This window comes from Streptomyces sp. NPDC042336, from assembly GCF_055581985.1.
Genome location: NZ_JBVJEA010000009.1, coordinates 221,917 through 239,779, shown reverse-complemented (window position 1 = coordinate 239,779; position 17,863 = coordinate 221,917). Strand labels below are relative to the sequence as shown.

At 72.3% G+C, this 17,863-nt stretch carries 15 protein-coding genes and 1 tRNA gene; 3 read left to right on the top strand and 13 right to left on the bottom strand.

The annotated features are described in order from the left end of the window. Positions 1-207 precede the first annotated feature (207 nt). The 8 genes from ACZ6IM_RS21325 to ACZ6IM_RS21290 all read right to left on the bottom strand — a co-directional run bounded on the left by ACZ6IM_RS21325 (position 208) and on the right by ACZ6IM_RS21290 (position 11,602). Entirely contained in the window at positions 208-1,998 is a 1,791-nt protein-coding gene (locus ACZ6IM_RS21325) for a trypsin-like serine protease (protein ID WP_469558206.1), read from the bottom strand. Positions 1,999-2,211: 213 nt separating this feature from the next. Further along, entirely contained in the window at positions 2,212-4,329 is a 2,118-nt protein-coding gene (rho, locus tag ACZ6IM_RS21320) for a transcription termination factor Rho (RefSeq protein ID WP_052840677.1), read from the bottom strand. Positions 4,330-4,758: 429 nt separating this feature from the next. Further along, on the bottom strand, positions 4,759-5,688 hold the full coding sequence (thrB, locus tag ACZ6IM_RS21315) for a homoserine kinase (protein WP_052840678.1): 930 nt from the start codon (positions 5,686-5,688) through the stop codon (positions 4,759-4,761). Between the two features lie 330 nt (positions 5,689-6,018). Next, positions 6,019-7,077 carry a threonine synthase gene (thrC, locus tag ACZ6IM_RS21310; RefSeq protein ID WP_052840679.1) on the bottom strand — a complete coding sequence of 353 codons (1,059 nt, stop codon included), beginning with the start codon at positions 7,075-7,077 and terminating at the stop codon, positions 6,019-6,021. Positions 7,078-7,083: 6 nt separating this feature from the next. Beyond that, positions 7,084-8,376: a homoserine dehydrogenase gene (locus ACZ6IM_RS21305; protein ID WP_052840680.1), complete on the bottom strand. Its 1,293-nt coding sequence runs from the start codon at positions 8,374-8,376 to the stop codon at positions 7,084-7,086. Between the two features lie 180 nt (positions 8,377-8,556). Continuing rightward, a complete protein-coding gene (gene lysA, locus ACZ6IM_RS21300; RefSeq protein ID WP_469558201.1) occupies positions 8,557-9,948 on the bottom strand; it encodes a diaminopimelate decarboxylase in 1,392 nt (463 codons plus the stop codon). 18 nt (positions 9,949-9,966) lie between these two features. Then, the gene (gene nrtL / locus ACZ6IM_RS21295) at positions 9,967-11,013 is read right to left on the bottom strand and encodes an ArgS-related anticodon-binding protein NrtL (protein ID WP_469558199.1); all 1,047 of its coding nucleotides are present in this window, start codon (positions 11,011-11,013) and stop codon (positions 9,967-9,969) included. A gap of 103 nt (positions 11,014-11,116) precedes the next feature. Then, positions 11,117-11,602 (bottom strand): response regulator, encoded by a 486-nt coding sequence (locus ACZ6IM_RS21290; RefSeq protein WP_469558195.1) that lies wholly within the window; start codon positions 11,600-11,602, stop codon positions 11,117-11,119. A 179-nt stretch (positions 11,603-11,781) separates the two neighbouring features. Here ACZ6IM_RS21290 and ACZ6IM_RS21285 point away from each other — a divergent pair. Beyond that, positions 11,782-11,853, top strand: a tRNA-Arg gene (locus ACZ6IM_RS21285). 92 nt (positions 11,854-11,945) lie between these two features. Here ACZ6IM_RS21285 and ACZ6IM_RS21280 read toward each other — a convergent pair. Beyond that, a complete protein-coding gene (locus ACZ6IM_RS21280; RefSeq protein WP_469558193.1) occupies positions 11,946-12,263 on the bottom strand; it encodes a DUF6083 domain-containing protein in 318 nt (105 codons plus the stop codon). 112 nt (positions 12,264-12,375) lie between these two features. Between ACZ6IM_RS21280 and ACZ6IM_RS21275 the strand changes: the two genes are divergently transcribed. Continuing rightward, complete coding sequence (locus ACZ6IM_RS21275) at positions 12,376-12,882, top strand: 2-thiouracil desulfurase family protein (protein WP_469558190.1); 507 nt, start codon at positions 12,376-12,378, stop codon at positions 12,880-12,882. A gap of 16 nt (positions 12,883-12,898) precedes the next feature. Here ACZ6IM_RS21275 and ACZ6IM_RS21270 read toward each other — a convergent pair whose 3' ends face one another. Then, complete coding sequence (locus tag ACZ6IM_RS21270) at positions 12,899-13,051, bottom strand: hypothetical protein (RefSeq protein WP_469558188.1); 153 nt, start codon at positions 13,049-13,051, stop codon at positions 12,899-12,901. Between the two features lie 347 nt (positions 13,052-13,398). Further along, positions 13,399-14,079, bottom strand: coding sequence for a nitroreductase family protein (locus ACZ6IM_RS21265; protein WP_469558186.1), 681 nt, complete (start codon positions 14,077-14,079; stop codon positions 13,399-13,401). 152 nt (positions 14,080-14,231) lie between these two features. Here ACZ6IM_RS21265 and ACZ6IM_RS21260 point away from each other — a divergent pair, with 152 nt between their 5' ends. Further along, entirely contained in the window at positions 14,232-14,723 is a 492-nt protein-coding gene (locus ACZ6IM_RS21260) for an Lrp/AsnC family transcriptional regulator (RefSeq protein ID WP_052840700.1), read from the top strand. An 8-nt stretch (positions 14,724-14,731) separates the two neighbouring features. Here ACZ6IM_RS21260 and ACZ6IM_RS21255 read toward each other — a convergent pair whose 3' ends face one another. Continuing rightward, the gene (locus tag ACZ6IM_RS21255) at positions 14,732-15,571 is read right to left on the bottom strand and encodes a patatin-like phospholipase family protein (protein WP_469558183.1); all 840 of its coding nucleotides are present in this window, start codon (positions 15,569-15,571) and stop codon (positions 14,732-14,734) included. Between the two features lie 100 nt (positions 15,572-15,671). After that, positions 15,672-17,633, bottom strand: a complete 1,962-nt coding sequence (locus ACZ6IM_RS21250; protein ID WP_469558180.1) for an FAD-dependent oxidoreductase — start codon at positions 17,631-17,633, stop codon at positions 15,672-15,674. Between the last annotated feature and the right edge of the window lie 230 nt (positions 17,634-17,863).

The following is a 17,863-nucleotide window of genomic DNA, read 5'->3' as shown; positions in this document are numbered from 1 at the left end:
TGTGGCGACCCGGTGGGGAAACGGTGACGGAGCGTGGTCGGCGTGCCCGGGGCGCACCGCGCTGACCTGGGAATCCGCGGGCGACGCCGCGGACCCGCCGGGACACCGGCCGCGCCGCCGCGTGTGGCGAAGCTCGCAGCCGGAGGCCCGCGCACGGCGAAGGGGCCGCCCCCGAAGTGGAGACGGCCCCGCGCCGGGATCGCCGGCTCAGCCGAAGAGGTTGAAGGCGTTCCAGCCTCCGCCGACCCGCACCCGGGTCTTGAACGCGGCCGTGCCCGGCTTGCCGGTGCCCTTGTACAGCCACATCACACCGGAGGTGTCGCGGGCCAGCAGGTCGGGCCTGCCGTCACCGGTGGTGTCACCGGCGGTGGCCAGGGCGCTGTAGGCGTTCCAGCCGCCGCCGACCTTGACCCGGCTGCCGAACGCCGGCGCGGCCTTCCCGGTGCCCGGGTACAGCCACAGGACGCCCGAGCCGTCCCGCGCCAGCAGGTCGGGCCTGCCGTCGCGGTCGTAGTCGCCCTTGCCGGTGATCGTGTACTTGGTCCAGCCGCCGCCGATCCGGACGCGGCTGCCGAACGTGCCGTCGCCCTTGCCCGGGTAGAGCCACAGGACGCCGTCCTTGTCCTTGGCGACCAGGTCGGCCAGGGCGTCGCCGGAGAGGTCGCCGGGGACACGGATGTCGTTCATCGCGTTCCAGCCGCCGCCGACGCGCAACGTCTCGTAGCGGTCGGTCCCGTTGAACGCGAAGGTGTACAGCACCCCGTCCGGGGCGCGGACCACGTAGTCCTGCCAGGAGTCGCGGTCCAGGTCGGCCTGGCGCACCAGGCTCAGGCCGGCCCAGCCGTCGAGCGCGACGCGGTTGCCCAGGTAGGGCGACTGGTCGCCGACGGAGTAGTACTCGTACGCCTCGCCGCCCGGGGTGCGGGCGAAGAGGTCCGCCAGGCCGTCGAAGTCGAGGTCGGTGTCGTCGACGCGGGAGTTGACCTCGCCGACGTAGGAGCTGACCTTGGCGTAGACGCCGTAGGCGCCCGAGGCGACGCAGTCCTTGACGCCCCAGGACACCACACCGGCGATCCGGCCGTTGACCACGAGCGGGCCACCGGAGTCGCCGTTGCACGGGGAGACCGTCCCGGCGTCCTGACCGGAGGCCGGGTCGCCGGCGCAGGCCATCTGACCGGGCACGAAGTCGGCGCCCCAGTACGACGTGCAGGAGGCGTCCGAGCGCATCGGCACGGTCGCCTTCTTCAGCGTCGGCGAGATGTCCTGGCTGGTGGAGCTGGTGCGCCCCCAGCCGTAGACCGTCGCCGGGGCCCCGTTGGTGTAGGAGGCCGTGTCGTCGCTCGTCGTGGGCCGCAGCGTCTTGTACGGCAGCGCCTCGCTCAGCGTGAGCACCGCGAGGTCACCGCCCGAGGTGGTGCTCGGCCGGTACGTGGGGTTGACCCACTGGCTCCACACGCCGACGAACCGGCCGCCGTGCAGGTCGTCGCCGTCGGGGAGCTGGGCGGTGCCGCCGAGGACGGCTCCGTTCTCCCTCCAGTCCAAGCCGTACACGCAGTGCGCGGCGGTCAGGATCTTCGCCGGGGCGACCAGGGTGCCGCCGCAGAAGTAGCCCTCGTCGTCGGCGGGGTCGTCGTTGTCCTTGTCGTCGTAGTAGTGCAGCTGCACCATCCACGGCGCCTCGGAGAGGGTCGCGTCCTTGCCGCCGATGATCTTCGGGTCGACCTTGCCGGACGGGGCCTCGGCGCTGGGCGTGGCCTTCGGCTGCTCGCCGGGGGCGGTGGCGGCGTGGCTCCTGAGGGCGGCCCCGGAGTCCTGGATCCGCTGTGCCAGCTCGGCGGGCGACGCGGGGGCGGGCCGCTCGGTCACGGCCGGCTGGGACGGGACGGGGGCCCCGTCGGACGCCTGGGCGGGGACGGCCGCGAGGACCGCGCCCGACAGGGCGAGTGCGGCGGTGGCCGCGGGAAGAGCCAGCCGGGCTCTTCGAGGGGTAGATGTCACTCAGGTCTCCTGTCGCTGTAGACGCAGGCAGGAGAGAACAGCCCATGGGTGCGGGCCCCTGACGGCAGCACTGACCACCCCGTGGGCGTATCCGAAAATACGTTCCCCCCCACTGCAGTGCGCTGATCCTACAAGCCCCGCAAGCCGGAAGTCCCGCCCGGTCACTCGTGTGACGGGGCGGGACTTCCGTACGGCGTGCCGGCCGGCGGTGGCTCAGTCGCCGTTGCCGGGCGTCGGGGTCGTCTTCTGGATCTGCATCAGGAACTCGGCGTTCGACTTGGTCTGCTTCATCTTGTCGAGGAGCAGTTCGATCGCCTGCTGCTGGTCGAGCGCGTGCAGCACACGGCGCAGCTTCCAGGTGATGGCGAGCTCGTCGCTGCCGAGCAGGATCTCTTCCTTACGGGTACCGGACGCGTCCACGTCCACCGCCGGGAAGATGCGCTTGTCGGCGAGCTTCCGGTCGAGCTTGAGCTCGGCGTTGCCGGTGCCCTTGAACTCCTCGAAGATGACCTCGTCCATGCGGGACCCGGTGTCCACCAGCGCGGTGGCGAGGATGGTCAGCGAACCGCCGTCCTCGATGTTGCGGGCCGCACCGAAGAAGCGCTTCGGCGGGTACAGGGCGGTCGAGTCGACACCACCGGACAGGATGCGGCCGGAGGCCGGGGCGGCGAGGTTGTACGCACGGCCCAGACGCGTGATCGAGTCGAGCAGCACGACGACGTCGTGACCCAGCTCCACCAGGCGCTTGGCGCGCTCGATGGCCAGCTCGGCGACCGTGGTGTGGTCCTCGGCCGGGCGGTCGAAGGTCGAGGAGATGACCTCGCCCTTCACCGACCGCTGCATGTCGGTGACCTCTTCCGGACGCTCGTCGACCAGGACGACCATCAGGTGGCACTCGGGGTTGTTGTGCGTGATCGCGTTGGCGATCGCCTGCATGATCATGGTCTTGCCGGTCTTCGGCGGGGCCACGATCAGACCGCGCTGGCCCTTACCGATCGGCGCGACCAGGTCGATGATGCGGGTGGTGAGCACGCCCGGGTCCGTCTCCAGCCGGAGGCGGTCCTGCGGGTACAGCGGCGTGAGCTTGTTGAACTCCGGCCGACCGCGGCCGTGTTCGGGGGCCATGCCGTTGACGGAGTCCAGCCGCACCAGCGCGTTGAACTTCTCGCGGCGCTCGCCCTCCTTGGGCTGGCGCACGGCACCGGTGAGGTGGTCGCCCTTGCGCAGGCCGTTCTTGCGGACCTGGGCGAGGGAGACGTACACGTCGTTGGGGCCGGGCAGGTAGCCGGAGGTCCGGATGAACGCGTAGTTGTCGAGGATGTCGAGGATGCCGGCGACCGGGATGAGGACGTCGTCCTCGTTGATCTGCGGCTCCTGCTGGATGTCGTCGCGCCCGCGACGGCCCCGGCGGTCCCGGTAGCGGCCGCGACGGCCGCGACGGCCGCTGCCGTCGTCGTCGTAACCGTCGTCGTGCTGCTGGCGGTCCTGGCGTCCGCCGCCCTGCTGCTGGCGGTCCTGACGGCCGCCCTGCTGGTCGTCGCCCTTGTTGCGCCGGTCGCGGCCGCCGCGGTCACCGCGATCGCCACGGTCACCCCGGTCGCCACGGTCACCGCGATCGCCACGGTCACCCCGGTCACGACGGTCGCGACGACGGCCCTCGCCGCCCTCGCCGTCGGAACGGGCGTCGCCCTGGCCCTGCTGGTGGCCCTGCGTCTGCTGCTGCGACTGCTGCGCGGCCGACGCGTCGGCCTTCGGCTCGGCGCGGGTCTCGACGGCCACCGCCTCGGTACCGGCCGACGGGCTGCCCGCGTCGGCGGTGGCCCGGCGACGACGGCGCTCGGAGGGGGCGTCGTCGGCGGGCGCGGCCTGCTCGGCCGGGGCGTTGACCTTGGGGGACGGCTGACCGGGGATGTCGATCTGCTGCTGGGCGGCCTTGTCGGCGGCCGCCTTGTCCGCCTTCTTGTCGGCCTTGCCGGCCTTCTCCGCCTTCTCGGCGGGTGCCTCGTCGCCCGTACGGGTCCGAGAGGTGCTGCGGCGCTTCGGCTTGGTCTCGCCGGCGGTGTCCGCGGCGGACGCGGCCTTGGCGGGGGCACCCCCCGCGGCCTGCGCCTCCTTGATGACCTCGATCAGCTGGCTCTTGCGCATACGCGCCGTGCCCCTGATGCCGAGGCCGGATGCGACCTGCTGCAGCTCGGCCAGCACCATGCCCTCGAGGCCGGTACCGCGGCGCCGCCGGGAGCCGGCACCGGTGGCAGGCGCGGAGGCGTCCGTGGCGGGCGCGGCAGCGGTCTCCTCGACACGTGCGCCCATCAGATCGGTGGTGTCGCTCACGAAGGGTCCTTCCCTGGAGCGGACGTCGGCCTGTCTGGCTCGGCGACCGGTTGTGCTGTCCGGCTTCGGTCCTTGCTGTGCGAACCGTGCCGGGGCGGTGGTCCGCCTGAACGGCGGAAGAGATATCTGGTGATGGCGCTTCCCCTAGCCGTGGCACCCGGTGTCTGTGTCAGGCGGCGTGGTCGCACCGGTTCCGAAACTCCCCCAGAGGGGGTAACCCCCTCTGGCGGGCCGCTCAGTACCCGTGTCGGCCGTACTGATCACGTACGGCATCCACTGCACAATGCGGCTTGGGGGGCTCCCGGAAGAATGTCTGTCCCGGACGGGGACACGAGGCACCTCGCCATGGTGGGGTCGGGTGCAGACTTGAGGTTAACACTACCGGATCCAACAAACATTCCCCCTCTCGAAATCCGGCAACCGTCCGCGTCAGGTGTCACTGGCGGTCGCCAGGGGCAGGACGCTCGCGCCCTGCTGGTCCAGGTCGAGCCGGTTGGCCGCCCAGTCCGCTCCGGCCAGCGCCTCGACCTTGTCGGCCGTGTCGGCGTCGGCCAGGGCCATCACCGTGGGTCCGGCACCCGAGATCACCGCGGGGATGCCGTCACCACGCAGCCGTTCCACCAGTGCCGCGCTCTCCGGCATCGCCGGCGCGCGGTACTCCTGGTGCAGTCGGTCCTCGGTGGCCGGCAGCAGCAGCTCGGGACGCCGGGTGAGGGCCTCGACGAGCAGCGCGGCGCGGCCGGCGTTGGCGGCGGCGTCGACGTGCGGGACGCTGCGCGGGAGCAGTCCGCGCGCGGTCTGGGTCAGCACCGGCTTCCCGGGCACGAAAACCACCGGAACGATGGAATCGGAGGGCTCCATCCTGATCGCCCGGGCGGCGCCGGACTCCATCCAGGACAGGGTGAAGCCGCCCAGCAGACAGGCCGCCACATTGTCGGGGTGGCCCTCGATCTCGGTGGCGAGGTCGAGCAGCGCCGCGTCGTCGAGGCGGGCCTCGCCGCCTATGGTCACCGCGCGCGCGGCGACGATGCCGGCGCAGATGGCGGCGGAGGAGGAGCCGAGGCCGCGGCCGTGCGGGATGCGGTTGGCGCAGACGATCTCCAGGCCGCGCGGCTGCCCGCCGAGCAGGTCGAAGGCGGTGCGCAGGGAGCGGACGAGGAGGTGCTTCTCGTCGCGCGGGAGGGTCTCGCTGCCCTCACCCGCGATGTCGATGTGCAGCCCGGAGTCGGCCACCCGGACGACCACGTCGTCGTAGAGACCCAGCGCGAGGCCGAGGGCGTCGAAGCCCGGACCGAGATTGGCGCTGGTGGCGGGGACGCGCACCCTGACGGCGGCGGCGCGGAAGGCTGGACCGGCCATCGCTCGATGACTCTCCTTGAGCTGCGTGACTGTCGAAGCTGTCGTGACTGTCGTGAGTGTCGAATGACATTCGATGACGATGACGTACCCAACCCTGGGCGCGACCGCGGGGACGGCGCCGCGCCGCGGCATATGCGGCAGGCGGGTTAGGTACAGCCTATCGAAGGAAGGTTCTGTGGCGACATAGGGCGCACAGGAGGCGCACGATGCGTGTCGTAAGCCCCCTGTGCACCCCCCACAAGTGACGTTCCCGGCCGGGCGTCGCTTACGCCCTCTTACGCCGGTCGCGCAGAACGGGCGCGGCGCGCGAGTGCGGCGCGGGTGCGGCGCTCAGACCAGGCCGAGCCGCTCGGCCGCCGTCGCCGCGTCGACCGGGACGGTGACCGGCTGCGGGGCGCCGGCGACGGCCCAGTCCGGGTCCTTGAGGCCGTTGCCGGTGACGGTGCACACGATGCGCTGCCCCGGGTCGACCTTGCCCTGTTCGGCGGCCTTCAGCAGACCGGCCACCGACGCGGCGGACGCGGGCTCCACGAAGACGCCCTCCTGGGAGGCCAACAGCCGGTAGGCGCGCAGGATCTCACGGTCCGTCACCTCGTCGATGGCACCGCCCGACTCGTCCCGCGCGGCGAGCGCGAAGTCCCACGAGGCGGGGTTGCCGATCCGGATGGCGGTGGCGATGGTCGACGGGTCCTTGACGACCTCGCCGCGCACGATCGGGGCGCTGCCGGAGGCCTGGAACCCCCACATGCGGGGCCTCTTGGTGCTCACCCCGTCGGCGGCGTACTCCTGGTACCCCTTCCAGTACGCGGTGATGTTGCCCGCGTTGCCGACCGGGAGGACGTGTATGTCGGGCGCGTCGCCGAGCATGTCCACGATCTCGAAGGCGGCCGTCTTCTGCCCCTCGATACGCACCGGGTTGACCGAATTGACCAGTGCCACCGGGTAGTTGTCGCTGAGCGCACGGGCCAGCGTGAGGCAGTCGTCGAAGTTGCCGTCGACCTGGAGGATCTTCGCGCCGTGGACGAGGGCCTGGCCCATCTTGCCGAGCGCGATCTTGCCCTGCGGCACGAGCACGGCGGAGACCATGCCGGCGCGCACGCCGTAGGCGGCGGCGGAGGCGGAGGTGTTGCCGGTGGACGCGCAGATGACGGCCTGCGCGCCTTCCTCCTTCGCCTTGCTGATGGCCATGGTCATGCCGCGGTCCTTGAAGGACCCGGTCGGGTTCGCCCCTTCGACCTTGAGGTGGACCTCGCAGCCCGTGCGCTCGGAGAGCACCTGCGCGGGCACGAGCGGGGTGCCGCCCTCACGGAGCGTCACGACGGGCGTGCTGTCGGAGACGGGCAGCCGGTCCCGGTACTCCTCGATGATTCCGCGCCACTGGTGGGTCATTGCTCGTTACTCTCCTTCAACCCGCATGATGCTGGCGACACCCCGCACGGTGTCGAGCTTGCGCAGCGCCTCGACCGTACCGCCGAGGGCGGCGTCGGACGCGCGATGGGTGACGACGACGAGGGATGCCTCGCCGTCCTTGCCGGACTGCCGCACGGTGTCGATGGAGACACCGTGCTCCGCGAACACGGTCGCGACCTGGGCGAGCACGCCCGGTTTGTCGGCCACGTCGAGGCTGATGTGGTAGCGCGTGACGACGTCGCCCATCGGCGACACGGGCAGCGCCGCGTACGCGGACTCACCGGGTCCGGTCGCCCCGCCCAGTCGGTTGCGGCACACGGCCACCAGGTCGCCGAGCACGGCGGACGCGGTCGGCGAACCGCCGGCGCCGGGCCCGTAGAACATGAGCTGTCCGGCGGCGTCGGACTCGACGAACACCGCGTTGTACGCCTCGCGCACATTGGCCAGCGGATGGCTGAGCGGGATCATCGCGGGGTGCACACGCGCGGTGACCGATCCCCCGTCCGCTGCCCGCTCGCAGATGGCGAGCAGCTTGATGGTGCAGCCCATCTCCTTGGCGGAGGCGAAGTCGGCGGCGGTGACCTCGGTCATGCCCTCGCGGTAGACGTCGTCGAGGCGCACGCGCGTGTGGAAGGCGATCCCGGCGAGGATGGCGGCCTTGGCGGCGGCGTCGAAGCCCTCGACGTCGGCGGTCGGGTCGGCCTCGGCGTACCCGAGGGCGGTGGCCTCGTCGAGGGCCTCCTGGTACCCGGCGCCCGTCGTGTCCATGGCGTCGAGGATGAAGTTGGTCGTCCCGTTGACGATGCCGAGCACCCGGTTGACCTTGTCGCCGGCCAGCGACTCGCGCAGCGGCCGGATCAGCGGGATGGCACCGGCGACGGCGGCCTCGTAGTAGAGGTCCTTGCCGTGCTCGTCGGCGGCGGCGTGCAGGGCGGCGCCGTCCTGGGCGATGAGCGCCTTGTTGGCGGAAACCACGGAGGCGCCGTGCGCGAAGGCGGTGGTGATGAGCGTCCGCGCGGGCTCGATCCCGCCGATGACCTCGACGACGACGTCGATGTCCCCCCGTTTGACGAGGGCGGTGGCGTCGGTGGTGACGAGGGCGGGGTCGATCCCCTCCCGCACCTTGTCGGGCCGCCGTACGGCGACACCCGCGAGCTCCACCGGGGCCCCGATCCGGGCGGCGAGGTCGGCGGCGTGCGTCGTCATGATGCGCGCCACCTCTGAGCCGACCACTCCACAGCCCAGCAGCGCCACCTTCAGCGGACGCGTACGCATCATCCGACCTCGTTTCCTCTTACCGTCTACGGTTGGACCAGTCTCACGCACCGGACGGGATTTTCTGCCTTTCGTCCGGATCGTGAGACGTTTATTTCATTTTCGGAGGGGCCGCGAGCCGGAAGATCTTCGCCCGACCACTTCTTGGGCCGGGGCCTTCTCCGACCGAGGTGCCCGCGGGCGTCACCCGACGTCGAGACGCAGCAGATCCTCCTCGGTCTCCCGCCGCACGATGACCCGCGCCTCGCCGTCCCGCACGGAGACGACGGGCGGCCGCAGCACGTGGTTGTAGTTGCTGGCCATGGAGCGGCAGTAGGCCCCCGTCGCCGGTACGGCGATCAGGTCACCGGGGGCCAGGTCCCCCGGCAGGAACGCGTCCTTCACCACGATGTCCCCGCTCTCGCAGTGCTTGCCGACGACGCGCACGAGCATCGGCTCGGCGTCCGAGGTGCGGGAGACGAGGGCGACGCTGTACTCGGCGTCGTAGAGCGCGGTGCGGATGTTGTCCGACATCCCGCCGTCCACGGAGACGTACGTCCGCAGCCCGTCCAGCGGCTTGACGGTGCCGACCTCGTACAGCGTGAAGGCGGTGGGCCCCACGATGGCCCGGCCGGGCTCGACGGAGATGCGGGGCGTGCGCAGCCGCGCGCCCTCGCACTCACGCGTCACGATCTCGGTGAGCGCCTTGGCGATCTCGTGCGGCTCGCGGGGATCGTCGTCACTGGTGTACGCGATGCCCAGCCCGCCCCCGAGGTCGATCTCGGGCAGCTCGACGCCGTGCTCGTCGCGGATGTCCTTGAGCAGCCCGACGACCCGGTGCGCGGCGACCTCGAACCCCGACATGTCGAAGATCTGCGACCCGATGTGCGAGTGGATCCCGATGACCTCGAGCCCGTCCAGTTGCAGGGCCCGCCGCACGGCCTCGGCGGCCTGCCCGCCGGCGAGCGGGATGCCGAACTTCTGGTCCTCGTGGGCGGTGGCGATGAACTCGTGCGTGTGCGCCTCGACCCCGACGGTGATGCGGATCTGCACGCGCTGGCGCCTGCCGAGTTCCTGTGCGATGTGGGCGACGCGCACGATCTCCTGGAAGGAGTCGAGCACGATCCGTCCGACCCCGGCCCGGACGGCGCGCTCGATCTCCTGCGTCGACTTGTTGTTGCCGTGGAAGGCGATCCGCTCGGCGGGCATCCCGGCGGAGAGGGCGGTGGCGAGCTCCCCACCGGAACAGACGTCGAGGTTGAGTCCCTCTTCGTGCAGCCACCGCACGACGGCGCGCGACAGGAATGCCTTGCCCGCGTAGAAGACGTCGGCGTCGCTGCCGAAGGCGGTGCGCCAGGCCCGCGCCCGGTCCCGGAAGTCGGCCTCGTCGAGGATGTAGGCGGGGGTGCCGTACTCCTCGGCGAGCTGGGTGACGGGCAGCCCTCCGACGGTGACGACACCGTCCGCGTCCCGCCCGACCGTGTGGGCCCAGACCTTGGGATCGAGGGCGTTCAGATCGTCTGCCGGGGCGGTGTAGTGCCCCTCGGGCAGTACATCGGCGTGCCGGGGCCCGGCGGGGTGTGCGGAACGGCTCATGGCGTCTTCGGTGCTCTCTCAGAGGTGGTCGGGTGCGTCGATGCCGAGGAGGGCCAGGCCGCCGGCCAGCACCGCCCCGACGGCTTCGGCGAGCGCGAGCCGGGCACGGTGGGCGGCCGAGGGTTTCTCCCCGCCGCGCGGCAGCACGGTGGGCAGGAACGGCAGCGCGGCGTCGGCGACGGTGACGAGGTGCCGGGCGAGCCGGTCGGGGGCGCGGTGGTCCGCGGCGGCGGCGAGGACACGGGGGTGGTCGGCGAGCGCGGCGATCAGATCCTGCTCGGCGCTCTCGGTGAGGGGGCCCGGTACGGCGGCGAATCCGAGGTCGGCGGCGTTGCGAGCGGCGGCCCGGGCACGGGCGTGCGCGTACCGCACCCGGAAGAGGGGGTTGCCCTCCCGCTGGACGAGGTGTTCGTCGCCGGTCCGGGGCCGGTCGCGGGCGGCGGGGTGGAGCAGGGCCCAGCGTCCGGCGTCGCGCCCGAGGGCGAGGATGCCGGCGGTGGCGGGCACGGGCCGGACGTTGACGGGCAGCTCGGCGGGAGCGGGCCCGACGGCGTCGACCGTCACTCCGAGGACGGAGGTCCACGCGGCCTCGAACCCCTCGGCGCTCACCCGCACCAGCGCCCCCTGGGATCGCAGGAGCCGCGCCGCGGCCTCGCCGACGACGACGGCACGCAGCTCGTGCGGGCAGTGCAGCCGCACGAGGCGCCCGTCGGCCCCGTCGGCGTACCCGTACCGCTCCCCGCGGCGCAGGATGTCGCCGACGACCTCTACGGCGGAGGCGGCGCGGTCGAGACTGATGTTGAGGAACCCCGGCCCGGTGAGGACGACGTCGGTGATGCCGTCGACTCCGAGGAGGTGGGGCCGCAGCACCTCGGCGACCCGGAGCGGCGTCTGTCCGGCCGACCGGGCCAGCTGGAGGGCGATGTTGGTGGCGTACTCCCCGCACCCTCCGGGCCCCGGCGGCGCGACCACGGCACGCGTCGGGACGGACACGCTCAGCTCCCCCGCGTCGACGGCGAGGCGCACCGCGTGCAGCACGGTGCGGGAGAGCTCTACGGGTGTCACGGGACAAGCGTATGGGAGGAGGGGGGTGGGTGGGCGAACCGATTTGCGGCAGTCCCGGGATATGGACGCGGGCTGGGGAATCCGGAGGTCCCCGCCCTTCCGTTCACGCCTGAGCGGACGCCCCGTTCTCGCCCGCGAGCCCGCGCACCCGCGGCAGCGAGGCCCCGGCCCCGGAGCCCGGTCCGGACGCCCCGTTGACGACGGAACCGCTGATCTTCCGCTCGACCAACTGCCGTACGACACGGATGAGCTCGGCGGGCTCGAAGGGCTTGGACAGAAACGCGTCGGCCCCCGCGGCGAACCCGGCGTCGACCTCGTACTGCGTACAGGCACTGACGATCGCGATCGGCAGATCCCGCGTACGCGGATCGGCACGCAGCCGGGCAGCGGTTCTCAGTCCGTCCAGCCGAGGCATGACCACGTCCAGTGTCACGGCGTCGGGTCGCACCTGATGGACGACTTCCAGACACTCGACACCATCGCCCGCGGTCACGACCTCGAAGCCCTCCAGCTCGAGGTTGACCCTGATCAGCTGCCGGATGACCTTGTTGTCGTCCACAACAAGAATCCGGCCGGACGCCCTAGGCACAACTCGAGAGTAGGTCCGGACCGGCCACCGCGTCCGGGTTTTCCCCACTTCCACCCCCTGCGGGGGACAACGCCCTGCCCGGACCCCCTCACGACCCGCCAAAACCCGTTCATGACCACCCCGGGCGAGCTGGTAGTGTTCTACCCGTCGCCGCGAGCAACACCGACCGCGACGGACACGCCCCCGTAGCTCAGGGGATAGAGCAACGGCCTCCGGAGCCGTGTGCGCAGGTTCGAATCCTGCCGGGGGCACTTCGCAGGGAGTGCCCAAGACCCCGCCATCAGCGAGTTCGCTGAGAACGGGGTCTTCGCGTATGTGCGGGTCTGTGTCGTTCTGGGCGTCCTCAACCGGTGTCCGGCCAGTCCTCGGGACGTGGAAGTTGTGCCGGCGCGTTCTGTCGTTCCGGTCGGCGCGCGTTCTGCCCGCGGAGGGACGTCAACCACTGCCACGGGTCCGGCAGAGGTGGTGCGGGGCAGGCGAGGCGGTGCTCGACGCGGCACCGTTGGGATTGGTCCGGCGGGCCCGCCCCGTGGACCGTCACGCGCCCGTCGGACAGCTCGGTCCACCGGTGCTCCGCCACCCGGTCCTGTGAGAGCCCACAGTCAGGGCACCGGGTCCGCCCACCACTCAGCCGCCGCGGTTTCTTCTCCGATCGCCCCATACTGTGAGGGTCCCTGGGACAGCTGTCCGCCGGCGGTACGAGACGAGTCGCGGCCCCGGTGGCCGGCCGAGCCGGTGGGCCGGGTCTCTCTCAAAGCTCGTAGCCTGGCGTGGTGGAGAGGGTTCTGGTGAGTGCCTGTCTGATGGGCAGGCGGGTGCGTTATGACGGGAGTGCCAAGCCGGTCGGTGGCGAAGTCGTCGGGCGGTGGTGGGACGAGGGGCGGGTGGTTGTCTTCTGCCCGGAGGTGTCCGGCGGGCTGCCCGTGCCGCGGCCGGCGGCGGAGATCGTGGGCGGGGACGGGGCTGATGTCCTGGACGGCAACGCCCGGGTGCTCACCGGGTCCGGGGAGGACGTCACCCGGCACTTCCTTCGCGGGGCCCGTCTCGCGCTGGACGCGGCCCGGGCGGCCGGGGTCCGGGTGGCGTTGTTGAAGGAGTCCAGTCCCTCATGCGGCTCGCTCCGCGTCCATGACGGGCGGTTCGGGGGGACGCGTGTGCCGGGTCAGGGAGTTACGACGGCTCTGTTGAGGCGAGCGGGTGTGCGGGTGTTCGGCGAGGATCGGGTTGCCGAGGCGGACGCCTGCCTGCGTGAGCTGGAGCGCTCCCGCGCGTCGCGCTGAGCGACGGACGGTGCGGTCAGTCCCACTCCCAGGTGTTCTCGCCGCCGGTGCCGTCGGTAATGCGGTACCGGAAGGGCTGGGTCTCGCCGAGGGCCAGGGGGCGGTCGAAGACCAGCTCCACGGCGAGGAGGAGGCCGCCTGATCGCTGCGTACGCGGCCCGGGCGGCACTGCCCGTGCCTCCGTCGGCGCCGACGGCACCGGCCTGGCGCGCTACCAGCGGCTGGTGCACCAGCGGTACGCCGACAAGATGCCGGGGTCCCGGTACGACGAGGGCGGCTAGCTATGCCGGTGGGTACGGCAGCGGGTCCGACCGGACACGGCTCGCCGCGGACGCCCGTGCCGACGCCGGGTCGCCGGACTCCGTTCCGGTCGCCGCCGGGGTGGGTGCCCTCGCGGTGGCCGAGGTGGCTGGTGGGCTGCTGGTCCGCCGACGGCGGTCGCCAGGGGGTGACCGGGTCGTCCTGAGCCATGGGCCCTCGACGCGCGTGCGGCGGGTCGGGGCCCTCGGCGGATCGTCAGTGCGAAGGCTCGGTGATCGCGTCCGTCAGGGGCTTCCGGGTCAGGTCCGGGACCTCGCAGTCGGGGGCCGCGTAGCCGACGGGGAAGAGAATGTAGGGGCGTTCGTTGCCGGGGCGTTCGCAGATGTGGGTGAGGAAGGCCATCGGGTTGGGCGTGTGGGTGAGCGTGCTCAGGCCCATCGTGTGCAGGGCGGTGATGAAGAGGCCGCAGGCGATGCCCACGCTCTCGTTCACGTAGTAGTTCTTGCGCAGCGAACCGTCCGGCATCGCGGTGCTCTTCTCGGCGAAGCAGACCACGATCCACGGCACCACGTCGAGGAAGCTCTTGTCGGCGTCCGTTTCCAGGCGGGCGAGCGCGGCGCGCCATTCGGGCGGGATGCGTCCGCCCTCGTAGTTGACCCGTTCCTCCTCCTCGGCGGCGACCCGGATGCGGTGCTTGGTCTCGGCGTCGCCGATCACGGCGAACTTCCACGGCTGGAAGTGGGCTCCGGAGGGTGCGGTGTTCGCGGCGGCGACGGCGAGGTCGACGCACTCGCGCGGGACCGGCTCGTCGCTGAAGAACCGCACGCTGCGCCTGCGGTCGACGAACGACACGACGTCCCTTCCCCGCCGGATCATCTCGGCCTCGTCGTACCGGTCGGTCCGGTAGGGGATGAACGGATGCGTGTGCTGCCTCACGGGTTTCACGGACCTCACCGGTCTCCTCGTGGACGGGAGCTCATAGAGTGGGGCGCTGAGTGTCCATTGGGCAACAGAGGCGTCTTCTGGTTGCCTATGTGGCAGGAGAAGGAGCTTCAAGGTGCCCTTCGCATGGCAGATCGGCAGGTGCGGTGGCACGACAGGGGCTCGACCGGCTCGACGGCCGGATGCTGCGGCTGCTCCGGCAACGTCCGCGTGAGGGCCTGCTGGAGATCGCCCGACAACTCGGGGTCGCCCGCGGCACCTTGCAGGCCCGGCTCGACCGGCTGACCGGCTCCGGGGTGGTGACCGGTTACGGGCCGGACGTGGACGTCGCCGCCCTCGGGCACGTGGTCCAGGCGTTCACGACGTTCGAGGTGGACCAGCCGGCCCGCGAGGCCATCGCCGCGCGGTTGCGGGCCGTGCCGCAGATCCTGGAGGCGCACGTCGTGACGGGCCCCGGCGACATCTGGTGCCGTATCGCGGGCACGAGCAACCAGCACGTGCAGCAGGTGATCGACCGGGTGCTGGAGGTGCCGGGGGTGCGGCGCAGTACGACGGTCATCGCCCTGAGCGCGGTCGTTCCCTACCGCGTCCAGCCCTTGGTCGACGAGGTGTCGGGGCTGTCGGAGCCCCGGGGCTGACTCCGCGTTCAGCCCCGCCAGATCTCCCCGATGCGTTCCGCGTGGGCAGCGCCCTGGCGTCGGCCCTCGCGCGCCGCGCCGGGGATGCGGGAGGCGTCCAGGGCGTTGCGGCCGAAGGCGCGGCGGGCCTGCCGGTCGGGGGTCAGCAGGGCGACCCTGGCCCCGCGCGAGGAGAGGGTCTCGGCCTGGGTGCGTGCGCTCGGGCTTGCTCCCGCCCCCTTGGGGATCGGAGCCAGCACGACGACGCGGGCGCAGTCGTCGACCAGGTCGGCGTTGGTCGTGGAGCGGACGCCGCCGTCCATCCAGCGGCCCGAGCCGATGGTGATCGGCGGGAAGAGGGGCGGCAGGGCGCAGGTGGCCGACATGGCGTGCAGCAGGTCGGTGCCGCTGTCGGCGTCGAAGGCGGTCGGCTCACCGGTGAGCGCGTCGACGGCGAACATCCGGACGGTCCTGTCGGGCCAGTCACGGACCGGGAGTTGGGCGCCGATGGCGTCGAAGACCGCGGTCTGCGGCACGTCGCGCACGGAGAGCGCGAGCCGCCCGAGGCGCTTCACGACCGTCTCCGGGTCCCGGGAACCGAGCGCGGCCCACAGGTACCTGATCGTCATGCCGAACGTGAAGTCCACCTCCAGCATGGCGCGTTCGCGGTTGAGCTGTTCCTTGTAGAGGTCCGCCGGGGCCGATCCCCTGGCCAGGTCGAGGGCCAGCAGCGAACCCGCCGACGTGCCCGCCAGGACCTCGGCGTCGGTGAGGTCCACCCCGGCGTCGGCCAGGCCCGCCAGGACGCCGATCTGCCATCCGTACGCGGTCAGGCCGCCCCCGCCCAGCACCAGTGCCGTATCCGCCACGTCCGCCCCTTCCCATACTGGGGACCACTCCCCACTTACTGCCGGACGAGACGCTAGCAGGTAAGCGGGGAGTGGTCCACGTTTGGGGTGGCCGGTCGCCTCAGGTGCGGGCCAGTACCGACCCCACCACCTGGCGCAGCATCGCCGCCGGGTCGGGAGCGGGCCCCGGGGAGCGCCAGGCCACGAAGCCGTCGGGGCGGACCAGGACCGCGCCGCCGCGGGTCACCCCGTGGGCGCGCGCCCAGTCGGTCTCCTCGTCGTCCGGGATCAGGTCGGCCCCGGGCGTCCCGCCCACGCGGTACGACTTCAGCGGGACCCGCATCGAGGCGGCCACCTCGGCGGCCGCCTCGTGCCAGCCGGTGGGCTGGGCCGCGTCGCTGAGCAGGACGAGGGAGTCCTCGTAGAGGTCCAGGGTGGACAGGCGGTCCTCGCCCCGGCGGAGCCAGAGGTGGGGAGCCCGGCTGCCGGGCGCTCCGGTGAGGTCGAGGCCCTCCGGGACCACCGGGGTCGCCGGGTCGGCGCCGACCACCGCGCCCCGGGGGTAGCGGTAGCCGAGGGCGACGTTGAGGATCCCGCGCTGCGGACCGCCACCGGGGCGGCCACCACCGGGCGCGCCGCCGGGACCACCGGGCCCGCCCGGACCCGTGGCACCACCCGGCGCACCACCCGGCGCACCCCCCGGTCCGCCGGAACCACCGGGCACGCCCGGACCCCCGACACCACCGGGCGCACCCCCCGGTCCGCCGGCACCACCGGGCCCGCCCGGACCCGTGGCACCACCCGGCGCACCACCGGGCGCACCCCCCGGTACGCCGGAACCACCCGAACCACCGGAACCACCAGACCCACCGGGCACCCCGCCCGGCACCCCGCCTCCCATGACCGGCGGCGGCGCGAACCCCGGGTGACTGTGCTCGACCGAGCGGTGGGCCGCCCGCGCGCTGGTGGCCTCCGCGACCGGGCGCCGTTCCGCGTCGTAGGTGTCCAGCAGACCCTCGCCCGCCCAGCCCTCGATGACCGCGGCCAGCTTCCAGGCGAGGTTGTGGGCGTCCTGGATGCCGGTGTTGGAGCCGAAGGCGCCGGTGGGGGACATCTCGTGGGCCGAGTCGCCGGCCAGCAGGACGCGGCCGGAGCGGTAGCTGCGGGCGACGCGCTGGGCGGCGTGCCAGGGGGCCTTGCCGGTGATCTCGACGTCCAGGTCCGGGTCGCCGACGGCGCGGCGGATGTGGGCGGCGCAGCGCTCGTCGGTGAAGTCCTCGACGGTTTCGCCCTGTTCGGGGTGCCAGGGGGCGTGGAAGACCCAGTTCTCGCGGTTGTCGACGGGCAGGAGGGCACCGTCGGCGTCCTCGTCCGTCAGGTAGCAGACGATGAAGCGGCGGTCGCCCACGACGTCGGCGAGGCGACGGGAGCGGAAGGTGATGCTGACGTTGTGGAAGAGGTCGCCGGGTCCGCTCTGGCCGATGCCGAGCTGCTCGCGGACGGGGCTGCGGGGTCCGTCGGCGGCGACCAGGTAGTCCGCGCGGATGGTGGTGTGCTCGCCGGTCTCCCGGCTCTTCACGATCGCCGTGACGCCGTCGGCGTCGGCCTCGAAGGAGAGCAGTTCGGTGCCGAAGCGCAGGTCGCCGCCGAGGTTGACGGCGTGGGTGAGGAGTTCGGGCTCCAGGTCGTTCTGGCTGCACAGGCACCAGGAGCTGGGGCTGAAGCGGGCCAGTCCGCCACCCGGGTCGATCTGCTTGAACAGCCACTCCCCCGCGTCACCGGCGAGCGTGGGTGCCTGGAGGATGCCGTGGTTGTCGGCCAGGGTGGCGGCGGCCCGGCGGATGTCGGGCTCGGTGCCGGCCACCCGGAAGATCTCCATCGTGCGGACGTTGTTGCCGCGGCCCCTGGGGTGGATGGAGGTGCCGGCGTGGCGCTCCACCAGGGTGTGCCGGACTCCCAAACGTCCCAGGAACACCGAGGTCGACAGGCCCACCAGGGACCCGCCGACGACCAGGACCGGGACACGGTGGGTCCGGTCGCCCCCGGGGGCGGCGCCGCCGGACCGGTCGGCTCTTTCGTTCATGGGTTCGTCCTCCGTTGTGCGACAGACGTGCGACACACGTCCGACAGACGTGCGAGTGGGTCCGACAGGTGTGCGCCGGGGCCTTCATGCATGCCCCGTACGGCCCGTCGAGGCCCGCGGCGGCGCAGGCTTCACCCGCTTAACCCTCCTGGTTCGCGGACCCCGCGGGCACGGCCCACGATCGTGCTTACGCGACCGTCGCACCCCGCCTGCCTGGCGTGCGCCAGCGG